Annotated in this window: 22 protein-coding genes and 1 tRNA gene; 12 read left to right on the forward strand and 11 right to left on the reverse strand. The window is 66.9% G+C overall.

All coding sequences use genetic code 11. The features are described from left to right. Nucleotides 1-2 precede the first annotated feature (2 nt). Nucleotides 3-1208 (reverse strand): allantoate amidohydrolase, encoded by a 1206-nt coding sequence (locus tag MU582_20405; protein UPK74768.1) that lies wholly within the window; start codon nt 1206-1208, stop codon nt 3-5. Between the two features lie 87 nt (nt 1209-1295). Between MU582_20405 and MU582_20410 the strand changes: the two genes are divergently transcribed. Continuing rightward, nucleotides 1296-1901, forward strand: coding sequence for a nitroreductase family protein (locus tag MU582_20410; protein UPK74769.1), 606 nt, complete (start codon nt 1296-1298; stop codon nt 1899-1901). A 36-nt stretch (nt 1902-1937) separates the two neighbouring features. On the opposite strand, the gene MU582_20415 is transcribed toward MU582_20410, so the two are convergent. Then, the gene (locus MU582_20415) at nt 1938-2498 is read right to left on the reverse strand and encodes an NUDIX hydrolase family protein (protein UPK74770.1); all 561 of its coding nucleotides are present in this window, start codon (nt 2496-2498) and stop codon (nt 1938-1940) included. 273 nt (nt 2499-2771) lie between these two features. Here MU582_20415 and MU582_20420 point away from each other — a divergent pair, with 273 nt between their 5' ends. Beyond that, nucleotides 2772-2975 carry a cold-shock protein gene (locus tag MU582_20420; protein UPK74771.1) on the forward strand — a complete coding sequence of 68 codons (204 nt, stop codon included), beginning with the start codon at nt 2772-2774 and terminating at the stop codon, nt 2973-2975. 62 nt (nt 2976-3037) lie between these two features. Here the strand turns inward: MU582_20420 and MU582_20425 are convergent, their stop codons facing one another. Together MU582_20425 and hutH are read right to left on the reverse strand one after the other, a co-directional pair. Continuing rightward, nucleotides 3038-4690: a urocanate hydratase gene (locus MU582_20425; protein UPK74772.1), complete on the reverse strand. Its 1653-nt coding sequence runs from the start codon at nt 4688-4690 to the stop codon at nt 3038-3040. Further along, nucleotides 4687-6228 carry a histidine ammonia-lyase gene (hutH, locus tag MU582_20430; GenBank protein UPK74773.1) on the reverse strand — a complete coding sequence of 514 codons (1542 nt, stop codon included), beginning with the start codon at nt 6226-6228 and terminating at the stop codon, nt 4687-4689. Before hutH ends, MU582_20425 begins: the two co-directional genes overlap by 4 nt. A gap of 230 nt (nt 6229-6458) precedes the next feature. Between hutH and MU582_20435 the strand changes: the two genes are divergently transcribed. The 5 genes from MU582_20435 (at nt 6459) to MU582_20455 (ending at nt 14449) form a co-directional block, all read left to right on the forward strand. Continuing rightward, the gene (locus MU582_20435) at nt 6459-6815 is read left to right on the forward strand and encodes a YciI family protein (GenBank protein ID UPK74774.1); all 357 of its coding nucleotides are present in this window, start codon (nt 6459-6461) and stop codon (nt 6813-6815) included. A 54-nt stretch (nt 6816-6869) separates the two neighbouring features. Continuing rightward, entirely contained in the window at nt 6870-8096 is a 1227-nt protein-coding gene (locus MU582_20440; protein UPK74775.1) for an RNA polymerase sigma factor, read from the forward strand. Nucleotides 8097-8228: 132 nt separating this feature from the next. Then, nucleotides 8229-11174 (forward strand): M36 family metallopeptidase, encoded by a 2946-nt coding sequence (locus tag MU582_20445; GenBank protein UPK74776.1) that lies wholly within the window; start codon nt 8229-8231, stop codon nt 11172-11174. A gap of 105 nt (nt 11175-11279) precedes the next feature. Then, the gene (locus MU582_20450) at nt 11280-12065 is read left to right on the forward strand and encodes an IclR family transcriptional regulator (GenBank protein UPK74777.1); all 786 of its coding nucleotides are present in this window, start codon (nt 11280-11282) and stop codon (nt 12063-12065) included. A gap of 206 nt (nt 12066-12271) precedes the next feature. Then, nucleotides 12272-14449: a (Fe-S)-binding protein gene (locus MU582_20455; GenBank protein ID UPK74778.1), complete on the forward strand. Its 2178-nt coding sequence runs from the start codon at nt 12272-12274 to the stop codon at nt 14447-14449. A gap of 98 nt (nt 14450-14547) precedes the next feature. Here MU582_20455 and MU582_20460 read toward each other — a convergent pair whose 3' ends face one another. Further along, on the reverse strand, nt 14548-14874 hold the full coding sequence (locus tag MU582_20460) for a hypothetical protein (GenBank protein UPK74779.1): 327 nt from the start codon (nt 14872-14874) through the stop codon (nt 14548-14550). 97 nt (nt 14875-14971) lie between these two features. On the opposite strand from MU582_20460, the gene MU582_20465 reads away from it, so the two are divergent. Next, nucleotides 14972-15739 (forward strand): GntR family transcriptional regulator, encoded by a 768-nt coding sequence (locus MU582_20465; GenBank protein UPK74780.1) that lies wholly within the window; start codon nt 14972-14974, stop codon nt 15737-15739. 82 nt (nt 15740-15821) lie between these two features. Here the strand turns inward: MU582_20465 and MU582_20470 are convergent, their stop codons facing one another. The 3 genes from MU582_20470 to MU582_20480 all read right to left on the reverse strand — a co-directional run bounded on the left by MU582_20470 (nt 15822) and on the right by MU582_20480 (nt 18507). Continuing rightward, complete coding sequence (locus MU582_20470; GenBank protein UPK74781.1) at nt 15822-16637, reverse strand: ABC transporter permease; 816 nt, start codon at nt 16635-16637, stop codon at nt 15822-15824. Then, complete coding sequence (locus MU582_20475; protein UPK74782.1) at nt 16634-17548, reverse strand: ABC transporter ATP-binding protein; 915 nt, start codon at nt 17546-17548, stop codon at nt 16634-16636. Before MU582_20475 ends, MU582_20470 begins: the two co-directional genes overlap by 4 nt. A gap of 131 nt (nt 17549-17679) precedes the next feature. After that, nucleotides 17680-18507, reverse strand: a complete 828-nt coding sequence (locus tag MU582_20480) for a M15 family metallopeptidase (protein ID UPK74783.1) — start codon at nt 18505-18507, stop codon at nt 17680-17682. Between the two features lie 135 nt (nt 18508-18642). Here MU582_20480 and MU582_20485 point away from each other — a divergent pair, with 135 nt between their 5' ends. The 3 genes from MU582_20485 to MU582_20495 all read left to right on the forward strand — a co-directional run bounded on the left by MU582_20485 (nt 18643) and on the right by MU582_20495 (nt 20316). Then, nucleotides 18643-19191 carry a type II toxin-antitoxin system HicB family antitoxin gene (locus MU582_20485; GenBank protein UPK74784.1) on the forward strand — a complete coding sequence of 183 codons (549 nt, stop codon included), beginning with the start codon at nt 18643-18645 and terminating at the stop codon, nt 19189-19191. Nucleotides 19192-19275: 84 nt separating this feature from the next. Next, nucleotides 19276-20115 (forward strand): DUF4097 domain-containing protein, encoded by an 840-nt coding sequence (locus MU582_20490; GenBank protein UPK74785.1) that lies wholly within the window; start codon nt 19276-19278, stop codon nt 20113-20115. A gap of 36 nt (nt 20116-20151) precedes the next feature. After that, on the forward strand, nt 20152-20316 hold the full coding sequence (locus MU582_20495) for a hypothetical protein (protein UPK74786.1): 165 nt from the start codon (nt 20152-20154) through the stop codon (nt 20314-20316). Nucleotides 20317-20322: 6 nt separating this feature from the next. Here MU582_20495 and dcd read toward each other — a convergent pair whose 3' ends face one another. Continuing rightward, the gene (gene dcd / locus MU582_20500) at nt 20323-20898 is read right to left on the reverse strand and encodes a dCTP deaminase (GenBank protein ID UPK74787.1); all 576 of its coding nucleotides are present in this window, start codon (nt 20896-20898) and stop codon (nt 20323-20325) included. An 83-nt stretch (nt 20899-20981) separates the two neighbouring features. On the opposite strand from dcd, the gene MU582_20505 reads away from it, so the two are divergent. Beyond that, nucleotides 20982-21055 (forward strand) — tRNA-Gly (locus MU582_20505). A gap of 81 nt (nt 21056-21136) precedes the next feature. On the opposite strand, the gene MU582_20510 is transcribed toward MU582_20505, so the two are convergent. Beyond that, a complete protein-coding gene (locus MU582_20510; GenBank protein ID UPK74788.1) occupies nt 21137-22297 on the reverse strand; it encodes a site-specific integrase in 1161 nt (386 codons plus the stop codon). Next, nucleotides 22297-22509, reverse strand: coding sequence for an excisionase family DNA-binding protein (locus tag MU582_20515; protein UPK74789.1), 213 nt, complete (start codon nt 22507-22509; stop codon nt 22297-22299). The genes MU582_20510 and MU582_20515 overlap by 1 nt, the downstream gene beginning before the upstream one ends. Nucleotides 22510-22512: the final 3 nt, after the last annotated feature.

A 22512-nucleotide genomic window follows, 5' to 3' on the forward strand; every position in this document is an offset into this window, starting at 1 on the left:
GCTCACTCGCCGACCAGATCTGCGACGACCGCAGACAGGGCCTCGACACCGGCGATGCAGTCGTCCCACTCGGCGTACTCGGCCGGCGAATGCGAGTTGCCCGTCGGGTTACGTACGAAGAGCATCGCGGTCGGAACTCCGTAGGTGGAGAGGACCCCCGCGTCGTGACCGGCACCGGTCGGAAGTACAGGTGCCCCGCCGAGCAGCTTCGCGACCCTGTCGCGCAGTTCGCGGTCGAATCCGACGATCGCGCTCGTCGACTCGGGGGTCATCGCCACCGACGTGCTGTCGCGTTCGGCGCGGTGGCGTGCCTGAGCAGACACCCGTTCGATCAGGTCGTCGAGCGTCTCTTCGTCGGAAGCGCGAGCATCCATCCAGCCGGTCACCTGCGATGCGATCGCGTTGGTGCCGTTCGGATGCACCTCGACCCGCCCGAAGGTCGCGCGCGATCCAGTCAGCCGCGCCTGCTTGTTGGCGGCGAGGACCGTCATCGCGTAGGTCAGCATCGGATCTCGCCGATCCTCCATCCTGGTCGTACCGGCGTGGTTCGCCTCTCCGGCGAAGTCGAACCGATACCGCCCATGCGGCCAGATCGCGGAGGCGACCCCCACCGCGTCACCTGAGTCGACCAGCGCACGACCCTGCTCGACATGCAGTTCGACGAACGTACCGATCCGGCCGAGTAACTCGGCGTCAGCACCCAGCGACTCTGGATCGCGGCCACGGTCGCGGAGCACCTCGTCCAACGAGCGCCCGTCGCGGTCGCGCAGAGCCCGCGCGGTCTCCGGCGCGAGCGTGCCGGTGAGCAGCCTCGAACCCGCACAGGCGATCCCGAACCGAGCGCCCTCTTCGTCGGCGAAGTTCGCCACCACTACGGGCCGGGCGGGCCTGATGCCGCGCTGACGCAGGTCATCGACCGCCGCGAAGGACGAGACGACCCCCAGCGGCCCGTCGTACGCGCCCCCATCGGGAACCGAGTCGAGATGGGAGCCGATCAGTACGGCGTCTCCAGCGGTCGCGTCTCCCCACCAGGCGAACTGGTTGCCGTTGCCGTCCTCGGTCAGGTCGAGCCCGCGCTCGGCGGCCTGTGACGCGAACCAGCTGCGCAACTCCAGATCGGCGTCGTTCCAGGCGAACCGGTGGTAGCCGCCGGTACGCGGGTCACGGCCGATGTCGCGCAGCTCGTCCCACATCTGCTCCAGGCTCATGGCACCATCCTCGCGTACGTACCGGGCAAGGCCCGAGTCCGTAACGCTCGCCACTGCCTCGGATGCGAGACAGCGCAGAATCAGGGGATGGACTTCCAGGACGTGGTGGCACAGCGACGGATGGTACGGAACTTCACCGAACGGCCGGTCGCACCCGGATCCGTCGACCGGATGCTGCGCAACGCTGTACGCGCACCGAACGCAGGCTTCAGCCAGGGCTGGGCGTTCGTCGTTCTCGACGAGCCGGCGGAGATCGCGAGATTCTGGGAAGTCACGTCACCCGACCCGGACGCGAACAACGGTTGGGTGACCGGCATGCGCCGCGCACCGGTGATCATCGTCGCGCTCTCGAACAAATCCGCCTACCTCGACCGGTACGCACAACCCGACAAGGGCTGGACCGACCGCGACGAGGCACGCTGGCCGGCACCGTACTGGGACATCGACACCGGCATGGCCGCCCTGCTCATCCTGCAGACCGCCGTCGACGAGGGCCTCGGCGCATGCTTCTTCGGCATTCCGCCGACTCACATCGACGCTTTCCGCACCGCGTACGACGTGCCGCGGGTGTACTCCCCGATCGGCGCGATCGCCGTCGGGCACCCCGCCGACGGCGGGGCCGCCGGGTCACCGACCCGACGCACCCGCAAGCCCCTCACCGAGGTCGTACACCGCGGCCGGTTCCGCCCGTAGGTGCGGGGTCGCCGTGGTCGTATCGGCGACGAGCAGTCAGCCGAGCAGACCGACGGACGCGAGTGCCTGCCGGACGAGCGCGCCGCGGCCGCCCTCCATCTCGGAGAGCACTTCCTCGCGGGCGATGTCGCGCGGTCGCATCCAGTCGAGGGCGAGGGCGTCTTGGGCGGGCGTGCAGTCACCGCTGACCGGAACGACGTACGCGAGTGCCACGGCATGCTGACGCTCATCGGAGTAGACCGACTCACCCGGCCAGGGGAAGTACTCGGCCACACCGAACGGCACGGTGCTGGCGGGGATCTGCGGCAGTGCAGCGGGTCCGATGTCCTTCTCGAGGTGGCGACGCAACGCGTCGCGAATGGTTTCGCCGTGCAAGACACGACCGGATACGAGCGTGCGCGTCATCTCGCCGGACATCGATGCGCGCAGCAGCGTACCCACCTCGCTGACGGCGCCGTCGGCGTCGACTCGTACGGGTACGGCCTCGACGTACAGGATCGGTACCCGTGACCGAGTTTCGGCGAGCTCGCCCTCTGTCAGCCAGCCGCCTGCGGGCTCGGGTGGGTTGTTCGGATCGGGCGTACGCACGGAACTCATGCCCCGATTGTCCAATATCCGGCCGGCGATGCCGACCCGCATGTACGCGCAGGGTCCTGACGGCCCGTCTCATGTTAAGTTGGGCTCGGTTGTGATGAGCAGTTCGTCGTACGTTTCTCAAAACGCCCGCGGGTTCGTCCGCGGGCGCTGCTGTGATGTGCCGTCCAGGTCCTTGACCTGTGGCCTTTGCGAGATGCGTCATGAGGTGCGGCTGGTCCGCCACCAGGCCGGCACTGTTGCTGGCCGAAGATCGCATTTGAGAAGGAAAGATTAATGGCACAAGGCACAGTCAAGTGGTTCAACGGCGAGAAGGGCTTCGGCTTCATCTCGCAGGCCGACGGCGGCGCTGACGTATTCGTCCACTACACGGCGATCGTCGCTGACGGGTACCGCACGCTCGACGAGAACCAGAAGGTCGAGTTCGACGTCACGCAGGGCCAGAAGGGCCTGCAGGCGGAGAACGTACGCCCGCTCTGATTCAGTTATGCAGCGACGCCCCGACCGGTTTCCGGTCGGGGCGTCGTCGCGTTAGACCTCGGTCAGCCTTCGGCCATCGGCACGCGTACGCCCCGGTCTGCGGCGATCTCGTCCGCACGCTCGTAGCCCGCATCGACGTGGCGGATGACTCCCATGCCGGGGTCATTGCTGAGTACGCGGCGCGCCTTCTCCGCCGCGAGGTCCGTGCCGTCGACCACGACGACCTGACCGGCGTGGATCGACCGGCCGATGCCGACGCCTCCGCCGTGGTGAATCGACACCCACGACGCCCCGGATGCGACGTTGACCATCGCGTTCAGCAGCGGCCAGTCGGCGATCGCATCGGACCCGTCGAGCATGCCCTCGGTTTCGCGGTACGGAGACGCGACCGAGCCACAGTCGAGATGGTCGCGTCCGATTGCGAGCGGCGCCTCGACGATGCCGCGTTCGACGAGCTCGTTGAATCGCTCTCCGGCCAGTTCGCGCTCGCCGTACCCGAGCCAGCAGATCCGGGCGGGTAGGCCCTGGAACTGCACGCGGTCCTGTGCCTTCCGGATCCACCGTGCGAGATGGTCGTTATCGGGGAACAGATCGAGTACCGCTTGGTCCGTTGCGGCGATGTCGGCCGGATTGCCCGACAAGGCGGCCCAGCGGAACGGTCCTTTGCCCTCACAGAACAACGGCCTGATGTACGCAGGCACGAAGCCCGGATACTCGAAGGCACGCTCGAACCCACCCTCTCGCGCCTCGGCACGCAGCGAGTTGCCGTAGTCGAACACCTCGGCACCGGCGTCCTGGAACCCGACCATTGCCTGGCAGTGCCGCGCCATCGACTCACGGGCGTGTTCGGTGAAGTCCATCGGTGACTTCTCCCGCTGCGCATGCCAGTCCTCGAAGTCGACTCCGCTGGGCAGGTACGCGAGTGGGTCGTGTGCGCTGGTCTGGTCGGTGACGATGTCGATGTCGACGCCGCGCGCGAGCAGCTCTGGAAACACGTCGGCGGCGTTGCCGAGCACACCGATCGACAGCGCCGTACGCGAACGCTTCGCGTCATCCGCCCGGCGGATCGCGTCATCGAGCGAATCCGCCTGCACATCGAGGTAGCGGTGCTCGATGCGCCGGTCGATACGCGACTGATCGACCTCGACGCAGATGCACACGCCGCCGTTCATCGTGACCGCGAGCGGCTGCGCGCCGCCCATCCCGCCGAGTCCGGCCGTGAGCGTCACCGTGCCGGCCAGCGAGCCACCGCGCTTGGCGGCAACTGCGCCGAACGTCTCATACGTGCCCTGCAGGATGCCTTGCGTACCGATGTAGATCCAGGAGCCGGCCGTCATCTGCCCGTACATGGTGAGGCCGGCGGCTTCGAGTCTGCGGAACTCCGGCCAGGTCGCCCAGTCGCCAACCAGGTTCGAGTTCGCGATCAGCACCCGAGGCGCCCACTCGTGGGTCTGCATCACGCCGACCGGCCGACCGGACTGCACGAGCAGCGTCTCGTCGGCCTTCATGCCCTGCAGCGTTCGTACGATCGCGTGGTACGAAGGCCAATCACGCGCCGCCTTGCCCGAGCCGCCGTAGACGACGAGCTCGTCAGGATGCTCGGCGACCTCGGGGTCGAGGTTGTTCATCAGCATCCGCATCGGGGCCTCGGTCTGCCAGTTCTGGGCAGACAGAGTGGTGCCTCTCGGCGCGCGGACGGTCGGCGGATTGGTCATGACAGGGCTCCCGTTTCGGATTGCGCCGCTGCGACGATGGCGCCGCTGCGTACGAGTTCGGTGGTGGCTTCGAGGTCGGGGGCGAGGAAACGGTCGGGGCCGGGGCCCTCGACCTGCTCGCGTAGTACGCGAAGGACAGCCCCGGTGGCGGCCGCGGGCTCGAGCGGCGAACGTAGGTCGATGCCCCGTGCGGCCGTGACGATCTCGATCGCCAACACCCGGCCCAGGAGATCGACCGCTCTGCGCAGCTTGCGCGCGGCCGACCAGCCCATCGACACGTGGTCCTCCTGCATCGCACTGCTCGGGATGGAGTCGACGCTCGCGGGCACGGCGATGCGCTTCAGCTCGGAAACGATCGCGGCCTGCGTGTACTGCGCGATCATGTGACCGGAGTCGACTCCCGGGTCGTCGGCGAGGAACGGCGGCAGCTCGTGGCTGCGAGAGGCATCCAAGAACCGGTCGGTGCGCCGCTCGGACATGCTGGCGACGTCTGCGACCGGTATCGCGAGGAAGTCGAGCACGTACCCCACGGGCGCGCCGTGGAAGTTGCCGTTCGACTCGACCCGGCCGTCGGCGAGTACGACCGGGTTGTCGATGGCGGCGGCCAGCTCGCGTTCTGCGACGGTGACCGCATGGGCGGCGGTGTCACGGGCGGCACCGTGTACCTGCGGCGCGCACCGCAACGAATACGCGTCTTGTACGCGCGGGTCCTCCGGTCCGCGATGGCTCGCAACGATCGGCGATCCGGCGAGCACCGCCCGCATGTTCGCCGCGGCGAGCGCCTGGCCAGGATGCGGACGCAACGCCTGCAGATCGGCGGCGAGTACGCGGTCAGTACCGAGTAGGCCTTCGATGCTCATCGCCGCGGCGATATCTGCGGTACGAAGCAGCACCTCGAGATCGCTCAGGGCGAGCGTCAACATGCCGAGCATGCCGTCGGTGCCGTTGATCAGCGCGAGACCCTCCTTCTCAGCGAGCACGACCGGCTCGATGGCGTGCTCACGCATGGCCTCGGCGGCCGGGCGTACTGCGCCGCTCGAGTCGGTGACCTCACCTTCGCCCATCAGGGCCAGCGCACAGTGCGCGAGCGGCGCGAGGTCGCCGGAGCAGCCGAGGCTTCCGTACTCGTGCACGACCGGGGTGAGGTCGGCGTTCAGCAGCGCGACGAGCGCACGCACCGTCTCCAGTCGTACGCCGGTGTGCCCGGTCGCCAGCGTCGACAGGCGCAACAGCATCAGCGCGCGTACGACCTCGCGTTCCACCGCGGGTCCGGCGCCCGCCGCGTGCGAGCGGATCAGGCTCTTCTGCAGCGCGGTCCTCTTGGCGGGTTCGATATGGCGCGTGGCGAGCGCGCCGAACCCGGTCGACACCCCGTACGCGGGCGTGGCCGACGCGGCCAGCTTGTCGATCACGCTCCGGGCGGACTCGATTGCTGCGACGGCCGCATCGTCCAACGCAACGGCGGCTCCACCTCTGGAGACTGCTACGACATCGGCGCGGTTCAGCGGGCCGGTACCGACCTGGACGGTTTCGCTCATGCCTCCATTGCACCGCGCGCGAAGCAGAGCTGCCAGCCGTTGCGGCCAGGTCGGTTCTCGGATCCGAGACGGGTCGGAGAGAGTTTGCGGACCTTTCGTTGTCGCCGGCGGCGCACGACGACAAAAAGTCCGCGAACTTTCTTCGCGGGAGGTGTCGATTCCGCCTCAACCCGATCGACGCACGGGTGAGACGCTGGGAAACGCCCGGCGCCGTGACCGAAGGAGACATCATGCCCCGCTTCCTCACCATCGTTCACCACGACGAGCAGAACCTCGCGACCGGCGAACCGAGCCCCGAGCTGCAGCAGCAGATGGGCGAGCTGTTCGAGGAGATCAGCAAGGCCGGCGTACTGCTCGACATGGCCGAGCTGACGATGACGTCCGAGAGCACCCGAATCGCCGGCGACGACGGCAAGCTCACCTACACCGACGGACCGTTCTCCGAGAGCAAAGAGGTCGTCGGCGGCTACACCGTCGTACAAACCAAGGACAAGGCCGAGGCACTCGAATGGGCGCGGCGCTTCATCGAGATCCAGTCTCAGGTCAGCCCCTGCACGGCGGAGGTACGCGAGATCAACGAGAACTGATCGCCGTTTGCCGCGGCAGCGCATGGCTGCTGAGATGAAGCCGTGCCGGATGCGATGACGACCCGAACCGTCGAAGCGGTTTTCCGCATCGAGTCGAGCAGAGTGATCGCCGCGGCAACGCGCATCGTGCGCGACATCGGCATCGCCGAAGAGCTCGCGCAGGATGCACTCGTCGCGGCGCTCGAGCAGTGGCCCGAGTCGGGCGTACCGGACAATCCGGGCGCCTGGCTCGTGACCACCGCCAAACGCCGCGCGATCGACCTCGTCCGCCGCAAGGAGACGTACGCCCGGAAGCTCGCCGAGGTCGGCAGATCGCTGGAGGACATCCCGCCACCAGACGTCACCGAACCCGACGACATCGACGACGACCTGCTTCGGCTGGTCTTCACCGCCTGCCATCCGGTGCTGCCGAGCCAGTCGCGGATCGCGCTCACCCTGCGACTACTCGGCGGCCTGACCACCGATGAGATCGCCCGCGCGTACCTCAGCTCGGAACCGACAGTCGCCCAGCGGATCGTCCGGGCGAAGCGCAAGCTCGCGGAGTCGCGCGCCGAGTTCGAGGTGCCGCACGGCGCCGACCGGGTGGCACGGCTGTCGTCGGTGCTCGAGGTCATCTACCTGATCTTCAACGAGGGCTACGCCGCGACCTCCGGCGACGACCTCGTACGCCCCGCTCTGTGCGAAGACGCCCTCCGGCTTGCTCGCGTACTGCAGAGCCTGATGCCGGACGAGCCCGAGGTGCACGGGCTCGCTGCCCTGCTGGAGTTCCAGGCGGCGCGGATACCTGCCCGCGCCGGCCCCGACGGCGCGCCGGTTCTACTCGCCGATCAGGACCGCACCCGCTGGAGCCGCGTACTCATCCTGCGCGGCTTCGACGCCGTCCAGCAGGCAGGCGACGGTCCGTACGCTCTCCAGGCTGCGATCGCCGGTTGCCACGCGAACGCTCCGACGTACGCCGACACCGACTGGCCGACGATTGCCAGGCTCTACGCCCGCCTCGGCGCCCTGATGCCGTCGCCGATCGTCGAGCTCAACCGTGCGGTCGCGGTCGCCGAAGTCGACGGACCGGAGGCGGCCCTGCAGATCGTCGACTCCCTCGCAAGCGACCCAACGCTCGCGTCGTATCACCTGCTGCCCAGCGTCCGTGGAGACCTGCTCGCGCGCCTCGGCAGGGGCGTCGAGGCACGAGCCGAACTAGACCGGGCGGCCTCGCTGGCGCGCAATGCCCGCGAGCAGGAACTACTGCGCACGAAGTCCGAGCGAGTCGCCGGCACCGTGTGACACCACCGCTCGGCCGATGTTTCACCAGTGACCTAACGGGAATGATTGCGGGCCGGGACTATCCCTGCCGCGCGGACGGTCTATCGTCGGCGCGGCACACAACACCGAAGGCCGACTCGACGAGGAGCTGTCGTGGGCAAGAAGAGTGGAATGCTGGTCGTGTCGATCGCGACCATGACCGGACTTGCGGTCCTGAACCCGGCGTCGGCGACATCGGCCTCCGACGCCGCCCCCGGCGGTGACTCGCCCGCCGCTTCGTCAACTGCCCGCGAACGGATGAGTTTCTACGACTCGCGCGAGGGCACGCCGGCGCACCAGGTCGCCACCGCGCACGAGACCGCGACCGCAAAACAGAGCGCGAACGTACGTGCCCTCCGCCGCTCGGTCGGCACCGACGCCGAGGTCTCGATCGACCCGGTCACCGGCACTCCTCGAAACCTCGCGAGCCGCGACGGGTACCTCACGTCGCCGAGCTCCGCACCCGCGCGCAGGGTGGCGATGTCGTACGTGCGCCAGCACATCAACGCCCTTGGCCTGACCCGCGACGATCTCTCCTCCTTCCATCTGCGCAAGTCGTACACCGACTCCGTCGGCACCACTCACCTCGCCTGGCAGCAGCTCGTCGACGGCATCCCGGTGTTCGGCAACGGACTCGAGGCGCATGTGACGAGCTCAGGCGAGCTCATCTCGCTGCAGGGTTCACCCGTCTCCGGCATCGCGGACCTCTCCGCCGATGAGTCTTCGACACCAGCGATCTCCGCCGGCGATGCCCGCAGCGATGCCGCCGACGACGTCGGTGGCGAGGCCGACGCCTCGGCCGCGAAGCGCTCGACTCGCTCGACGAGCACCGTCTGGAACAACGGCGACCGCGCCGGCCTCGTCTGGTTCGCCGACGGCGACGACGTACGCCTCGGCTGGAGTACGTACACCCAAGCCGGCGACACGCTCGCGTACTCGCATGTTCTCGACGCCACTGACGGCGACGTGCTGTACCGCCGCGACCTCGTCGATTTCGAGAAGGGCGACGCGTGGACGTACCCGAACTACCCGGGTGCCAAGCGCGGCGGCGATGCGACGAAGGTCAACGTCTTCAAGAAGAGCTGGCTCAAGCGCGGCGCGAAGTGGCTGAACGGCAAGTTCGCCATTGCGTGGAGCGATGTCGATGACAACAACCAGGTCACCAAGGCCGAGAAGACACCCGTACCCGGCACCAAGAAGCACCCACAGTTCAAGCTGAAGCCGATCAAGGCCGGCAACAAGCTGTGCAAGAGCTTCGTCTGCACCTGGGACCCCGAGACTCCCAACTCGTGGAAGAAGAACCGCAAGGCAGATGTCACGAATGCGTTCGTGACCGCGAGCAAGTTCCACGACTATCTGGCGAAGGCGCCCTTCGGATTCACTGGTGCCGCAGGCAACTTCGAGGCGAACGACCGCGACCCCGTGCTGCTGAACGCACTCGACGGTGCCGACACCGCCGACGGTCTGCCCGACGGCAACCACATCGACAACGCCAACATGGCAACCCCACCCGATGGCACACCGCCGACGATGCAGATGTACCTGTGGCACCAGCCGGGTACGAGCAACGAGGAAGACCCGTTCCTTCCGACGAGCGGCGCATTCGACACCTCCGTGCTGCTGCACGAATACACCCACGGTCTGTCCAACCGCCTGGTCACCGACGCGGCCGGCAACTCGACCCTGAACAGCCTGCAGGCGGGTTCGATGGGTGAGGCATGGAGCGACTACTACGCCATGGACTACCTGGTCACCAAGGGGTTCGAGAAGGACACCCCGAACAAGGACGGCCAGGTACTCGAGGGCAAGTACGTCGCCGCCGGGCAGGTCTTCCGTACGCAGGCGATCGACTGCCCGGTGGACGCCACTTCCAAGAAGTGCCGCGGCATCGACGGTTCCAAGGGCGGATACACCTACGGCGACGTGCCGACGATCGGCGGCTCCCCAGAGGTCCATTCCTCCGGAGAGGTGTGGTCGCAGACGCTGTGGGACGTACGTACCGCGCTCGGCCACCGTACGGCCGGCATGCTCGCCACTCGCGCAATGGAGCTGTCACCCGACGATCCGAGCATGCTCGACATGCGCAACGCGATCCTGCAGGCCGATAAGGTCGCCTACGACGGCGCACACAAGAAGCAGCTGTGGAAGATCTTCGCCGAACGCGGCATGGGCTGGTTCGCCGGTTCGGTCGACGGCGGCGACACGCGGCCGGCCGAGAACTTCAAGACGCCGCCGGCGCCGCAGAAGCCGATGGGCACCCTGCAGGGCAAGGTGACCGACGCCATCAGCGGCGACCCGGTCAAGGGTGCGATGGTGCACATCACCGGCCACGACTCGGGCTACATCGGCAGCTTCGCCGACACGACCGACGCATCCGGTACGTACACGATCCCGAACGTCCCGGTCGGCAAGTACGCGAAGGTCGTCGTGTCGACACCCGGCTACGAGGTCATCTCCAAGGCCGTGCGCGTGAAGTCGCCGGGCACGGCGAAGGCCTGGTCCATCCGCAAGGACTTCGCCGCGAGCAGCGCCGGCGGCAGCGTGACCTCGTTCGACGGACCCGACTACACCCCGTACGCCTGCGGTCCCGACGGCGCGATCGACCTGAGCCAAGGCACCGGCTGGGGCAGCACGACCGGCGACGATGAGGGCACGCCGACCGATACACCCGAGCCGAAGGCGATCACCGTCAAGCTGGCCGAGCCGATCGACATCACCGCCGACGAGGAGACGACGGCGTTCGCGGTCGACCCGACGGCGACCTGCGGCGACTCCGGCAGCAGTTCGACGGGCGAGTACAAGATCGAGGTCTCTACCGACGGTGACAGCTGGGAGACCGCCGTCGACGGCACCGGCGACAACGCGTTCGGCGAGGAGAACCGGTTCGTGTACACGAACGTTCCGTCGTCGATCGACGCGGCGGGTGTCGAGTACGTGCGATTCACGATGCTCAGCCCGCAGGTGCCCGATATCGGCACGAACTGCCCCGACGGTGCGTACGGCGGCTGTGCGTACATGGACATGACCGAGCTGGAGGTCTTCGGTACGCCGGCCGAGTAGCCCAACACCCCCGGTGAGCCGCCCGTTTCTGCCCCAGAATCGATCAGAATGGGGCAGAAACGTGCGGCTCACGGTGGTTGGGCCGGCCGCTGCCGGAGGTGATCCATGAGTAGACCTGTCCCCGCGGCGACGGCCGCGCTGCGGGTGCTGCGGTTTCTGTCGGCGCAGGCGGCGCCGGTACCTGCCGCCCGGCTGGCCGACGAGGCAGGACTTCCGCGGTCGTCCGCGTACCACCTGCTCACTGCGATGGAGCGGGAAGGCTTCGTGACGCACTACGCCGACGACCGGCTCTGGGGCATCGGCCTCGCGGCGTACGAGGTCGGCGTCGGCTACTCCCGACAGGAGCCGCTTGCCCGGCTGTCTCGAATGCCGATCGCCCAACTCGTCGATACCGTAGGACAGTCGGCGCATCTGGCGATCCTGCACGGCCGCGAAGTCGTGTACGTACTCGAGGAGCGAGCGCCCGGCAAGCCGCCGCTGGTCACCGACGTCGGTGTACGGCTACCTGCGGCACTGACCGCATCGGGACGGGCGATCCTCTCGACCCAGTCGGCGGCACAGGTACGCGCGCTCTTCCCCGACCGCCAGTCGTTTGTCGACCGGCACGGACGTGGCCCAGCCAGCCCGACCGCACTGCGGCACCTGCTCAGCGACACGCGTACGCGCGGCTTCGCAACCGAGGACGGCGAGGTGACGCCCGGATTCGTCTCGGTCGCGGTGGCGATCGACAGCCCGCCGGGAGCAGCCACTCTTGCCAGCGTCGCCGTTACCTACGACAGCCGCCGCGACTCCCCTGCGACCGACGAACTCGCCGCAGCCGTACGAGCTGCTGCCCAAGCGATCTCTGCCAGGCTGCGCGGCGCCTCCGCACGTACGCTCGGGCAGCACTGATTTCGCGTATGTCGTTTGCATTCGCGAACCCGTCGTTTTGTATCTATCGCACATAGCTCCAATAGGTTTGTACCTGTGCGTGATAGATCCCGAATCAGCACCGCAAGTTACCGGCGGGTAGGCTGAGTACGCAGACCTGCCCGAAGTCCACGGACCGAACACAGTAGCGTGCTGTCGGTGGATCCCCGGCCCTGAGGAGTGCCGACATGCAGATTGTCGCCATCGTCTTGTCATTGGCGATCACCGTGGTCACGATCCCGGTGATCGTCATGGCGATCATGCGGATGCTCGGTGTCATCCGTATGGGCCAACCGGCCATCGGCCGCAGCGACAACCCGGGCGCGCGTACGTTGACGATGCTCAAGGAGACCGTCCTCCACACGCGCATGCTGCAGTGGACCTGGGTCGGCGTGATGCATTGGTTCGCGTTCGCCGCGTTCATCTTCTTGAGCACCGCCGTCGGTGCTGCGTACTTCCAACTCTTCGACGTCGACTTCCAGTGGCCGATCGTCGGTCACTGGTACCCGTTCGAGTGGTTCAGCGAGTTCATCGGCCTGCTCGGTGCGATCGGCATCATCGTCTTGATCGTCTACCGCCAGGTGAAGCACCCGCGCAGGCTCGAGCGAGGCAGCCGCTTCTACGGCTCGACGTTCTGGCAGGCGTACTTCGTCGAGATCTTCGTGTTGGTCGAGAGCAGCGCGATCCTGTTCATCCGCGGAGCCGAGTACAACCTCGGTGTCGCCGCAGGCCACGACAACGCCACCCGCGCACATTTCCCGCTTTCGTCGTACATCGGCGACCTCTACCCGTCGTCGGTGACCGCCAACGAGAACCTCGTCTACGCGATCGCCGCCATCAAGGTCATCCTCGCGATGGTCTGGCTGCTGGTGATCGCACGCAACCTGACGATGGGCGTCGCCTGGCACCGTTTCACCGCGTGGTTCAACATCTGGTTCAAGCGCGAGTCCGACGGCGGCACGGCACTCGGCGGCCTCCGCCCGATCATGGTCGACGGCAAGCCGCTGGACTTCGAGAACATCGAGGAACTCGACGAAGACGCCGCACTCGGCGTCGGCAAGGTCGACGACTTCACCTGGAAGGGCATCCTCGACTTCACGACCTGTACGGAGTGTGGTCGCTGCCAGGATCAGTGCCCCGCATGGAACACCGAGAAGCCGCTGTCTCCCAAGCTCCTGATGATGGGACTGCGCGAACAGGCGTACGCGAAGGCAGGCGGCGACGAGTCCGCCGCCGAGCGCAGCCTGATCGGCAAGGGCGACGAGGACAGCTGGTTCTACAACCCCGACGGCGGTGACTTCGTCATCGACGAGGACGTGCTGTGGAGTTGTACGAGCTGCGGCGCGTGCGTGCAGCAGTGCCCGGTCGACATCGAGCATGTCGACCACATCGTCGACATGCGCCGCTACCAGGTGCTGGTCGAGTCGAACTTCCCGACCGAGCTGAACCAGCTGTTCAAAGGCCTTGAGAACAAGGGCAACCCCTGGAACATGTCGCCAAATGCGCGGATGGACTGGGCCAAGGATCTCGACTTCGAGGTCAAGCAGGTCGGCTCTGATGTCGAAGACCTGTCCGAGGTCGAGTGGCTGTTCTGGGTCGGCTGCGCCGGTGCCTACGAAGACCGCGCCAAGAAGACGACCCAGGCGGTAGCCGAGCTGCTGCACCTCGCCGACGTCGACTTCGCGGTCCTCGGCGACGGCGAGACCTGCACCGGCGATCCGGCGCGTCGTTCCGGCAACGAGTTCGTGTACTCGATGCTCGCGATGCAGAACGCCGAGGTGTTCAAGGAGACCAAGGCGAAGAAGGTCGTCGCCACCTGCGCGCACTGCTTCAACACCTTGAAGAACGAGTACGCCGAGTTCGGTGTCGAGCTCGAGGTCGTGCACCACACGCAGTTGCTCAACCGGCTCGTACGCGAGGGCAAGCTCACGCCGGTCGCGCCTTCGGGCAGCGGCTCAGTCGGCGCGAAGACGATCACGTACCACGATCCGTGCTACCTCGGTCGCCACAACCAGGTGTACGAGCCGCCGCGCGAGTTGCTGGACGTCATCCCGAACACCACGTTCAACGAGATGCCCCGCAACTCCGAGCGGTCGTTCTGCTGTGGTGCCGGCGGCGCGCGGATGTGGATGGAAGAGAACATCGGTCAGCGGATCAACGTCAACCGCACGGAGGAGGCGATCGCGACCGGCGCCGACCAGATCGCCGTCGGCTGCCCGTTCTGCCGGGTGATGCTCTCCGATGGCCTGACGCTGAAGCAGTCCGAGGGTGAGGCTCGCGAGGAGGTCGAGGTCCTCGACGTGGCGCAGATGCTGCTGGCATCGGTCAAGCGTGGCGAGGAGCCGGAGCCGAGTACCGCCGAGTAGACCCCGAAGACGTGAAGCGGCCCCGATCGAACTCCGATCGGGGCCGTCGCGCGTACGACCGCCGGGGGTCGCGGTCGTACGCGCGAGTTTTTGGTTGGCTACAGCGCGAGCGCGACCCTGGTGTCCCAGTCGGGTCGTAGCCGGTACTTCGGGCAGATCGTGCCGTTCTCGTGGTGGCCCTCGATCCCGCAGAACGGGCAGGCTCCCGAGCGGATGTGCGGGTCGAGGCTCATGCAGGAGCCGATCTGCTCACCACGCACCTTGTAGTTGAACACCACCTTGGCGGGCGATCCACAGGTGCAAACCTCACCCGGCTCTGCCGGACGTCGTCCAAGCTGTCGCTTCTTCCCGAACATGGCGGTCACTCCCTTCCCAGCCATCCGGGGTACGAACGCCGTCGCCGTGTCGCCGAAATCCGCCGACACGGAACAGCTTCGCTACCCTGCTGCCTCACTAGTGAGGCAGGTAACTAGGCTAGCACCATCCTCGCCACTTCACTAGTGAAGCAGTTAGGCTCAGCCCATGACGATCGATCACACCGATCCGCGCTCCCCCTCGCAACAGATCGCCGACGACCTTCGCGAGCAGATCAATGACGGTCAGTTCGCCGCCGGCGACCCGCTCCCGTCGGAGAGGACCCTCGTCGAGCTGTACGGCACCGCCCCGCAGACGACCCGCCAGGCGATCGCGATCCTCAAGTCCGAGGGTCTCGTCGTGGGCAAGCCGGGCCGCGGCATCTTCATCCGCGAGCGGCTGCCGATCGTCCGGGTCGGCTCCGATCACCGCGCCCAATGGCGCAAGCGCACCGGCCAGTCGCCGATGCAGGCCGAGGCGGAAGCCAACGGGTTGTCCTGGTACCAGGAGGTGCTCGCACTGGAAACCGTCCCCGCTCCCGACTGGGTCGCGGACCGGTTCGAGATCGAGCGCGGCCAAGAGGTCTTCGTACGCCGCCGCCGAACCTGGATCGAGAACGTACCGACCCAGCTGGCCGACAGCTACTACCAGCTCGCCGACGTCGAGGGCACCCGGATCATGTCCGAGGACACCGGACCCGGCGGTAGCTACGCTCAGCTCGAGGAGCGCGGGCTCGTCCTCGCGAAGTTTCGCGAAGAGATAGGCATCCGGATGCCCACGCCGGACGAGACCCGCCGCCTGCGGCTCGGGCCCGGCATCCCGGTCGCCGAGATGTGGCGAGTCGCGTTCACCGCGGAGCGTCCGATCGAGGTGTTCCGGTCTGTACTGGCCGGCAACAGCCACGTGTTCGTCTACGAATTCGATGCGCCCGTGTGACCGGCCGCGCGTGCACGTACGAAGGCCGCTCACTCCCCTGTGGTGAGCGGCCTTCGTACGAGGCGTCCTGGCGAATCCGCACTCAGGCGTCGCGGCGGGTGAACCGAATCGCTGCCAGCGCGACAACTGCCGCGAGCTCGAGGCAGAACACTCCGAAGCCGGTCCACGGCGCGAGCGCATTGGGGTCGAAGTTGACGACGAACGTGATGCTGCTGCCCGCGTTGCCCGGCATCAGCTTCGTGATCCACTCGCCGGTCTCACCCGGGATGAGCATCACCAGGTTGCCGACAACGAAGATCATGGCCAGCGCGATGGAGATCGCCGCCGCGGTGTGCCGAACGAGGAACGCGAGCGCAGCCGCAAAGAGTGCCAGGCCGGCGAGGTAGAGGCCGCAGCCGAACATCGCGCGGATGACGCCCTCGTCGCCGAGCGGCACGCCGACGTCCTTGGCGTCCAAGAACGGGTTGCCGGCGAAGTACCCGGCGAACGCCGTCACGGTGCCGCCGACGAACAGCACCCCGGCCAGTACCGCGTACTTCGCGAACATCACCCGAGTCCGCCTGGGCGTCGCAGCCAACGTCGTACGAATCATTCCGCTCGAGTACTCGCTCGAAACGGCGAGTGCTCCGAGCACCACAGCGGTGACCTGCGCGATCATCATGCCCCAGGTGACGAATGACCCGGGGTCCTCACCGGCCTCACCGCTGGCGATCCCGTCGGCCGTTGTGGCGCAGATCAGCACGGTGAGCCCGGCGCCGAAGGCGAACAGCGCGACCATGGTCCAGACGCTGGACCGTACGCTCCACAGCTTGATCCACTCGGCCCGCAGTGCGTGCGAGATACTCAGCTCAGGTGCTCGGGTACGTACGGGCGTCTCGGTGGCTTCGATCGCGGTCATGATGGTGCTCCTACGCTCGCGTGGTACTCGACGCTGTCTGCGGTCAAGGTCATGAAGGCGTCCTCGAGGGAGGACCGCACCAGGGTCAGCTCGTGCAGATGGACGCCGGCAGCGCCGGCCAGGTCACCGATCTGTGGTGCCGAGATGCCCTGTACATGCAGCTCATCACCGTCCGCGGAGATCTCGCAGTTCTCTGCCCGCAGCAGATCTGCGAGCCGTCCACGGTGCGGCGACCGCACGCGTACGTACGAAGCCGCATGCTCAGAGATGAAGTCGTTCATGCTGCAGTCGGCCAGGATCTGTCCTCGGCCGATGACCAGCAGATGCTCGGCGGTCAGCGCCATCTCGGACATCAGGTGGCTCGAGACGAACACCGTTCTGCCCTCGTCGGCCAATCGCCGCATCAGGCCGCGTACCCAGCGGATGCCCTCAGGGTCGAGCCCGTTGACCGGCTCGTCGAGTACGACGACCGGCGGATCACCCAGCATGGCCGCGGCGATACCGAGCCGCTGGCCCATGCCGAGCGAGTACCGGCCGGCCCGGTTGTCGGCAACGGACTCCAACCCGACCAGCCCGAGCACCTCGTCGATGCGCTTGGCCGGTATGCCGTTGCTGGCAGCCATCCAGCGCAAGTGGTCGCGCGCCGTACGCCCCGGGTGGATCGCATGGGCATCCAGCAGTGCGCCGACCTCGCGCAAGGGCGCCGGTAGATCGCCATAGCGACGACCCGCGACCGAGACGGTTCCGCTGGTCGGTCGGTCGAGGCCGAGGATCATCCGCATGGTCGTCGACTTGCCGGCTCCGTTTGGACCCAGGAAGCCGGTCACGCGACCGGGCTCGACGGTGAAGTCGACAGAGTCGACCGCCCGGGTCGACCCGTAAGTCTTGGTGAGTGCGTTCGCGACGATCATGACTCGACCGCCCGGAGGAGTGGTGTGTTCATGCCCCATACGTTCGCGCCGAACGACGCTTCCCCGCATCGGGGACGACCCGCGATCCGACCCCGATGACCCCCTGAGGGCAACTGGTGCCGCGGGCGTTCTCAGTCGCCGAAGATGCCGCCGTCGTGACGGTGTGCGCGACCCGACGGGTCGATCTGGAAGTGCTGCCAGTCGGCACTGCCGAGCCAGCCGAAACCGGCCCCGCGCATGGCCCGTACGACGCCCTGCTTCGCGGACCGGTACGTGATGCGGTGCGGACGGGAGCGGAAGTTCCACCACCGGTTGGGTTTGAATCCGCGTGCGGATCGGTAAGGGTTCTCCCAGGTGTTGATGTCGATCGAACGCCCGAGACTGTGTGGGCTCAGGTCGTTCGGACGTCCGACGATGCCGCGGCAATTGAACGCGGAGGTGTTGCCCGCCCGCATCGACTTGAAGTCGTTTGCTCCGTGCAGCTTGCGGCTCCACCCGAACCGGTCGACGCGGAACATGTGCCGGATCGGAAACTTGCCACGGTAGATGGCCCGGAAGGCGCGCACGGTGTTACGCGCGATGGAGCGATGCACGACGAGCTCGCCGCGGTGGCGGTAGCCGTCGTACCCCCAGTAGTTCATCCGGACGAGCCGCAACTGCTTGCGCCCCACCGGGCAGCCACGGTGCCAGCTGCGGCCGGTCATCGACCGCCACACCTTGCCGGGGATCCGCATGACCCGCGGGTGCATACCGTGCGCGGTGGGTCTCGGTTGCTGTGGAAGGCGTATCCGTGGCCGAGGCGCCTTCTTCGGAAGCTGGACGGGTTCGATGCGTTCGGACCCCGCATGCGAAGCCGAAGCGGCCGGCCGGCTCGGCGCGGCCTCGACGCCGGCACCCCCGAGGGTCGTGACCGCACAGGCGGTGACGCTCGCAATGACGACAGTCCTACACCCGATCATCTGCACCACCTTCCTGCCGTCAGGTCGAGTCAAACACGGCAACCGACTGTTGTCAGACTCACCGACATCACAATGCGCCACAGCAATGTCATTGTGACGCTTGCGATGACGTCATAGTGATGTCATGATGGCGTCATGAACCTCACGCAGTACGTCGAGCGACTCCGCTCCGACTTGGCCGATGCGGCCGCAGTGGGCGACGACGATGTCCGCGCCGCGGGTGAGCGGCTCGCCCAGTCGCTGAGCCCGTCGACCCGGATGGTGCTGCTCGAAGCTCTCTCGGATGCAACTGCCGAGATCACCAGCGAGCTCGAGCAGTCGACGGTCGAGGTGCGGTTGAACGGACGCGAGCCCGAGTTCGTGGTGAGCGACGTCTACTCCGAGCCGCCCGTACCTCCGGCGCCCCCTGCTCCGCCGACTCCACCGCCGCCGCCCGGCCAGGAGGATGCCGACAGCGATGCCGTCGCGCGAGTGACCGTCCGCATCCCCGAATGGCTCAAGACCCGCGCCGAGGAGCTCGCCTCCGATCAGGCCCAGTCGCTCAACGCGTGGATCGTCAATGCGATCAAGTCGGCATCAGCAGAACGAGCCGTCAGCATCGACCTCGATCTCGGCTCGGGCCGGATCAACGTGGGCCATCCACACGGCCCCCGCTCCCGCCGCGTCCAAGGCTGGGCCCGATAGCGGTGCCCTAGACAACCTGACCCGAGCCAACGCAGGTGCGCGTACGCCCTGCGGCGGTCCCGCACACCCTGAAAGAGGCAGCACATGCAAACCTTCAAGACCGACGGCCCCGTCCGCTTACGCGTCGAGAACCGCGCCGGACGAGTGACGATCGACGCGGCCGACGTCACCGAGTCGACCGTCGAACTCACCGCATTGAGCCCCGAGGCCGAGCAGGCGATCGCCGAAGCGGTTGTCGAGCAACGCGGCGACAACCTGGTCGTCCTCCTCCCCCGTGGCAGATCCGGCCTGTTCCGTGGCCGCGGCGCGAAGGTCGCGGTCGACATCCGGGTGCCCACCGGGTCAACGCTGAGCGCGTCCCTGCAGTCAAGCGATCTGCGCACGACGGGGTCGCTCGGCGACGCCAAAGTCGAACTCGGCTCAGGTGATGTCGTCGTCGACACGATCATGGGATCGGCTCGGTTCGCCAGCGGATCGGGCGACGTACAGGTCGAGCGGTGCGACGGCAGTCTCGTGACGACGATGGGTTCCGGAAACGTCACCGTCGGAACAGTTCAAGGCAAAGCACAGGCCCGGACGGGCAGCGGTGACGTCACCATCTGGCATGCGCTCGGCGCAGTCATGGTGGGCTCGGGATCGGGTGACGTTTCGGTTGGCGAAAGCGTTTCGGGGGTCACGGCGAAGACCGGTTCGGGCGACGTGCGAGTGCAGCAGGCCCGATCCGGCGAGGTTCGCGCGACGACCGCGTCCGGCGACGTCGACGTCGCGGTGACCGCCGGAACGGCCGTATGGCTCGACCTGAACACCATCAGCGGCGACGTGCGCAATGAGCTCGACACGATCGCCGGCCCGGACGACACCGACAACCAACTCGAGCTACGAGTCAAGACCGCGAGCGGCGACATCAGCGTCGCCCGCGTATAGACACGAAACGAAGGGGAGAGGACCGTGATCAGGCCGATGAACCACACAATCGAGATGGTCGCCGCGCAGTACGAGACCTACGTACGCGAGCAGACCCGCCGAAGCCGCGCGTACGAGAACGACTTCGAGACGACGGCACGGCGACGTAGAACCAAGCGCACCCAGCGAGTGGCCGGTGCCGCCGACCCCAACGAGTTGTAGCTGCGCTCAGATCTTGGTGCGATGGAAGTTCGCGTACGAGCGCGACGGCGTCGGGCCGCGCTGGCCTTGGTACCGCGACCCGTACTTCGCGGAGCCATATGGATGGTCGGCCGCCGAGCTCAGCCGGAAGAAGCACAGCTGCCCGATCTTCATGCCTGGATACAGCTTGATCGGCAACGTCGCGACATTGGCCAACTCGAGCGTGACGTGACCGGAGAAGCCAGGGTCGATGAAGCCGGCAGTTGCATGGGTGAGCAGACCGAGCCGGCCAAGCGATGACTTGCCCTCGACGCGGGCCGCGATGTCGTCGGGCAACCCGACCTGCTCGTACGTCGACCCGAGCACGAACTCTCCCGGGTGGAGGATGAACGGCGCGCCCTTCTCGGCCGTCACGGCCTGAGTGAGATCCGACTGGTCCTCGGCGGGATCGATGTGCGGGTACTTGTGGTTCTGGAACACCCGGAAGTACTTGTCGAGTCGCATGTCGACGCTCGACGGCTGGATCATCTCGGTATCCCACGGATCGATCTCGATCCGGTTCCGGTCGATCTCGTCGAGGATGTCGTGGTCAGAGAGCAGCACTCTGTGAATGTACCGAATACGGGCGCCCGTACGCCGGGGTGCCCACGCGGCCGGACGGGCGACTAGTATTCTTCTCGCAACGCGCGGATGTAGTTCAATGGCAGAACCTCAGCTTCCCAAGCTGATAGTGCGGGTTCGATTCCCGTCATCCGCTCCACATGCAAAGGCCCAGGTCAGAGCCGGTTTCCGGTTGACCTGGGCGCAATGCATCTAGTTCGGTGCGGGCTCGGCGTGCCACCTACGTGCCACTCCGCGCGCCCGCCATCGGTGGATCGTCTCCCTCGCCGGGCTTCTTCTTGCTCGCCTTCTTTGCTTCCTCGATGAGGTCGTTCAGGCCTGCCGCGATGGCATGGTCCCGCTCGTCGCTGGCGTGTTGGTAGATCAACGCGGCCCGTTCACTGCTGTGTCCGAGTCGCTCCATCAGCTCGCGGATCGTCGCCCCGGTGCGCGCGGCGTACGTCGCACCGGCATGGCGCAGGTCGTGAAGGTGCACCCCTGAGACTCCCGCCTCATCCAGCGCGGCTACCCAGATGCGTTGGAAGTTCGAGCGCAGAGGCGTAGCTCCCTTCGGACCGACGAACACCCGGCCATCGCGCCCCTTCTCTGCGAACACCCGCAGGTGCCACGCAAGATCAGGGCCGATCATCTCGGGCAGCACGATTGACCGCCTGCCCGCGCCGGATTTGGTCGGCCCGATGATGCGTTCGGCTCCGAGCTCCTGCACCGCCCGCTCGATCCTCACGCGGGGCACTGTCACGTCGAGGTCGGGACGCTGAAGGCCCATCAGCTCACCCCACCGCAGACTGCCGAACGTGGCGAGCAGCACGAGCGCGCGATACCGAGGCTGAATAGCATCAGCAATGGCGAACACCTCAACCAGCGTCGGCGGCTTCCTCTCGGCGCTCCGCTCGATACCGCCACCTTCGATCCGGCACGGATTCGCACGGATCAGCCGATCGTCAACCGCCGTGTTCATGATCGCTTTCAGGAGGCGGTACGCCTTGGCGACGGTCACAGGACCGGCTCCGTCGTCCAGTCGATCCCTGCGCCAGGTCCGCACACGCGCATAAGTGATGTCTGCCAACCCGAGGGGTCCAAGGTCGGGTTGGAGGTGACGGCGGTACAGCAGCTTGTAGAGCGCCACTGTCCGAGGCCTCAGTCCCGGTCGCTCGTCGATCCACTGGGGCGCGTACTCGTTGAGCGGGATTGCGCCCGCGTCCGGGTCGTACCAGTCGCCTCGCCGCACTTCCACCTCCTTGTCACTGAGCCACGTGTTGGCGTCGGTCTTGTTGCCGAACGTGAACGGAGCTGGCCGCATGATGCCGTCGAGACCCCGGTATCGGACCTGATAACGCCCAGACGGCAGCTTGCGAACGGCTCCGAAGTGTCGTCGCGCCATCACGCGGCCGCCTTCCGGTCAAGACGGCGTACACGGCGCGGCTCGACCGTCCCACGCTCGATGTACTCGACAAGCGCAGCAGTCGGGATACGTACGTGCCGCCCGAGCTTCACGAAGCGGATACGTCGTTCCTCGACCAGGCGGCGGGGAAACCGATCGGTCGTACCAAGCACCTCGGCGGCTTGAGCAATCGTCAGCAGCTTGTCACTCATCGT

It is taken from the genome of Nocardioidaceae bacterium SCSIO 66511 (assembly GCA_023100825.1).
Lineage (GTDB): Bacteria > Actinomycetota > Actinomycetes > Propionibacteriales > Nocardioidaceae > Solicola.

Excerpts from the sequence above, each read along its gene's own strand:
- MU582_20405 (UPK74768.1), bottom strand. The coding sequence starts at position 1,208 with ATGAGCCTGGAGCAGATGTGGGACGAGCTGCGCGACATCGGCCGTGAC.
- MU582_20410 (UPK74769.1), top strand. The coding sequence starts at position 1,296 with ATGGACTTCCAGGACGTGGTGGCACAGCGACGGATGGTACGGAACTTC.
- MU582_20415 (UPK74770.1), bottom strand. The coding sequence starts at position 2,498 with ATGAGTTCCGTGCGTACGCCCGATCCGAACAACCCACCCGAGCCCGCA.
- MU582_20420 (UPK74771.1), top strand. The coding sequence starts at position 2,772 with ATGGCACAAGGCACAGTCAAGTGGTTCAACGGCGAGAAGGGCTTCGGC.
- MU582_20425 (UPK74772.1), bottom strand. The coding sequence starts at position 4,690 with ATGACCAATCCGCCGACCGTCCGCGCGCCGAGAGGCACCACTCTGTCT.
- hutH (UPK74773.1), bottom strand. The coding sequence starts at position 6,228 with ATGAGCGAAACCGTCCAGGTCGGTACCGGCCCGCTGAACCGCGCCGAT.
- MU582_20435 (UPK74774.1), top strand. The coding sequence starts at position 6,459 with ATGCCCCGCTTCCTCACCATCGTTCACCACGACGAGCAGAACCTCGCG.
- MU582_20440 (UPK74775.1), top strand. The coding sequence starts at position 6,870 with ATGACGACCCGAACCGTCGAAGCGGTTTTCCGCATCGAGTCGAGCAGA.
- MU582_20450 (UPK74777.1), top strand. The coding sequence starts at position 11,280 with ATGAGTAGACCTGTCCCCGCGGCGACGGCCGCGCTGCGGGTGCTGCGG.
- MU582_20455 (UPK74778.1), top strand. The coding sequence starts at position 12,272 with ATGCAGATTGTCGCCATCGTCTTGTCATTGGCGATCACCGTGGTCACG.
- MU582_20465 (UPK74780.1), top strand. The coding sequence starts at position 14,972 with ATGACGATCGATCACACCGATCCGCGCTCCCCCTCGCAACAGATCGCC.
- MU582_20470 (UPK74781.1), bottom strand. The coding sequence starts at position 16,637 with ATGACCGCGATCGAAGCCACCGAGACGCCCGTACGTACCCGAGCACCT.
- MU582_20475 (UPK74782.1), bottom strand. The coding sequence starts at position 17,548 with ATGATCGTCGCGAACGCACTCACCAAGACTTACGGGTCGACCCGGGCG.
- MU582_20480 (UPK74783.1), bottom strand. The coding sequence starts at position 18,507 with ATGATCGGGTGTAGGACTGTCGTCATTGCGAGCGTCACCGCCTGTGCG.
- MU582_20485 (UPK74784.1), top strand. The coding sequence starts at position 18,643 with ATGAACCTCACGCAGTACGTCGAGCGACTCCGCTCCGACTTGGCCGAT.
- MU582_20490 (UPK74785.1), top strand. The coding sequence starts at position 19,276 with ATGCAAACCTTCAAGACCGACGGCCCCGTCCGCTTACGCGTCGAGAAC.
- MU582_20495 (UPK74786.1), top strand. The coding sequence starts at position 20,152 with ATGAACCACACAATCGAGATGGTCGCCGCGCAGTACGAGACCTACGTA.
- MU582_20510 (UPK74788.1), bottom strand. The coding sequence starts at position 22,297 with ATGGCGCGACGACACTTCGGAGCCGTTCGCAAGCTGCCGTCTGGGCGT.
- MU582_20515 (UPK74789.1), bottom strand. The coding sequence starts at position 22,509 with ATGAGTGACAAGCTGCTGACGATTGCTCAAGCCGCCGAGGTGCTTGGT.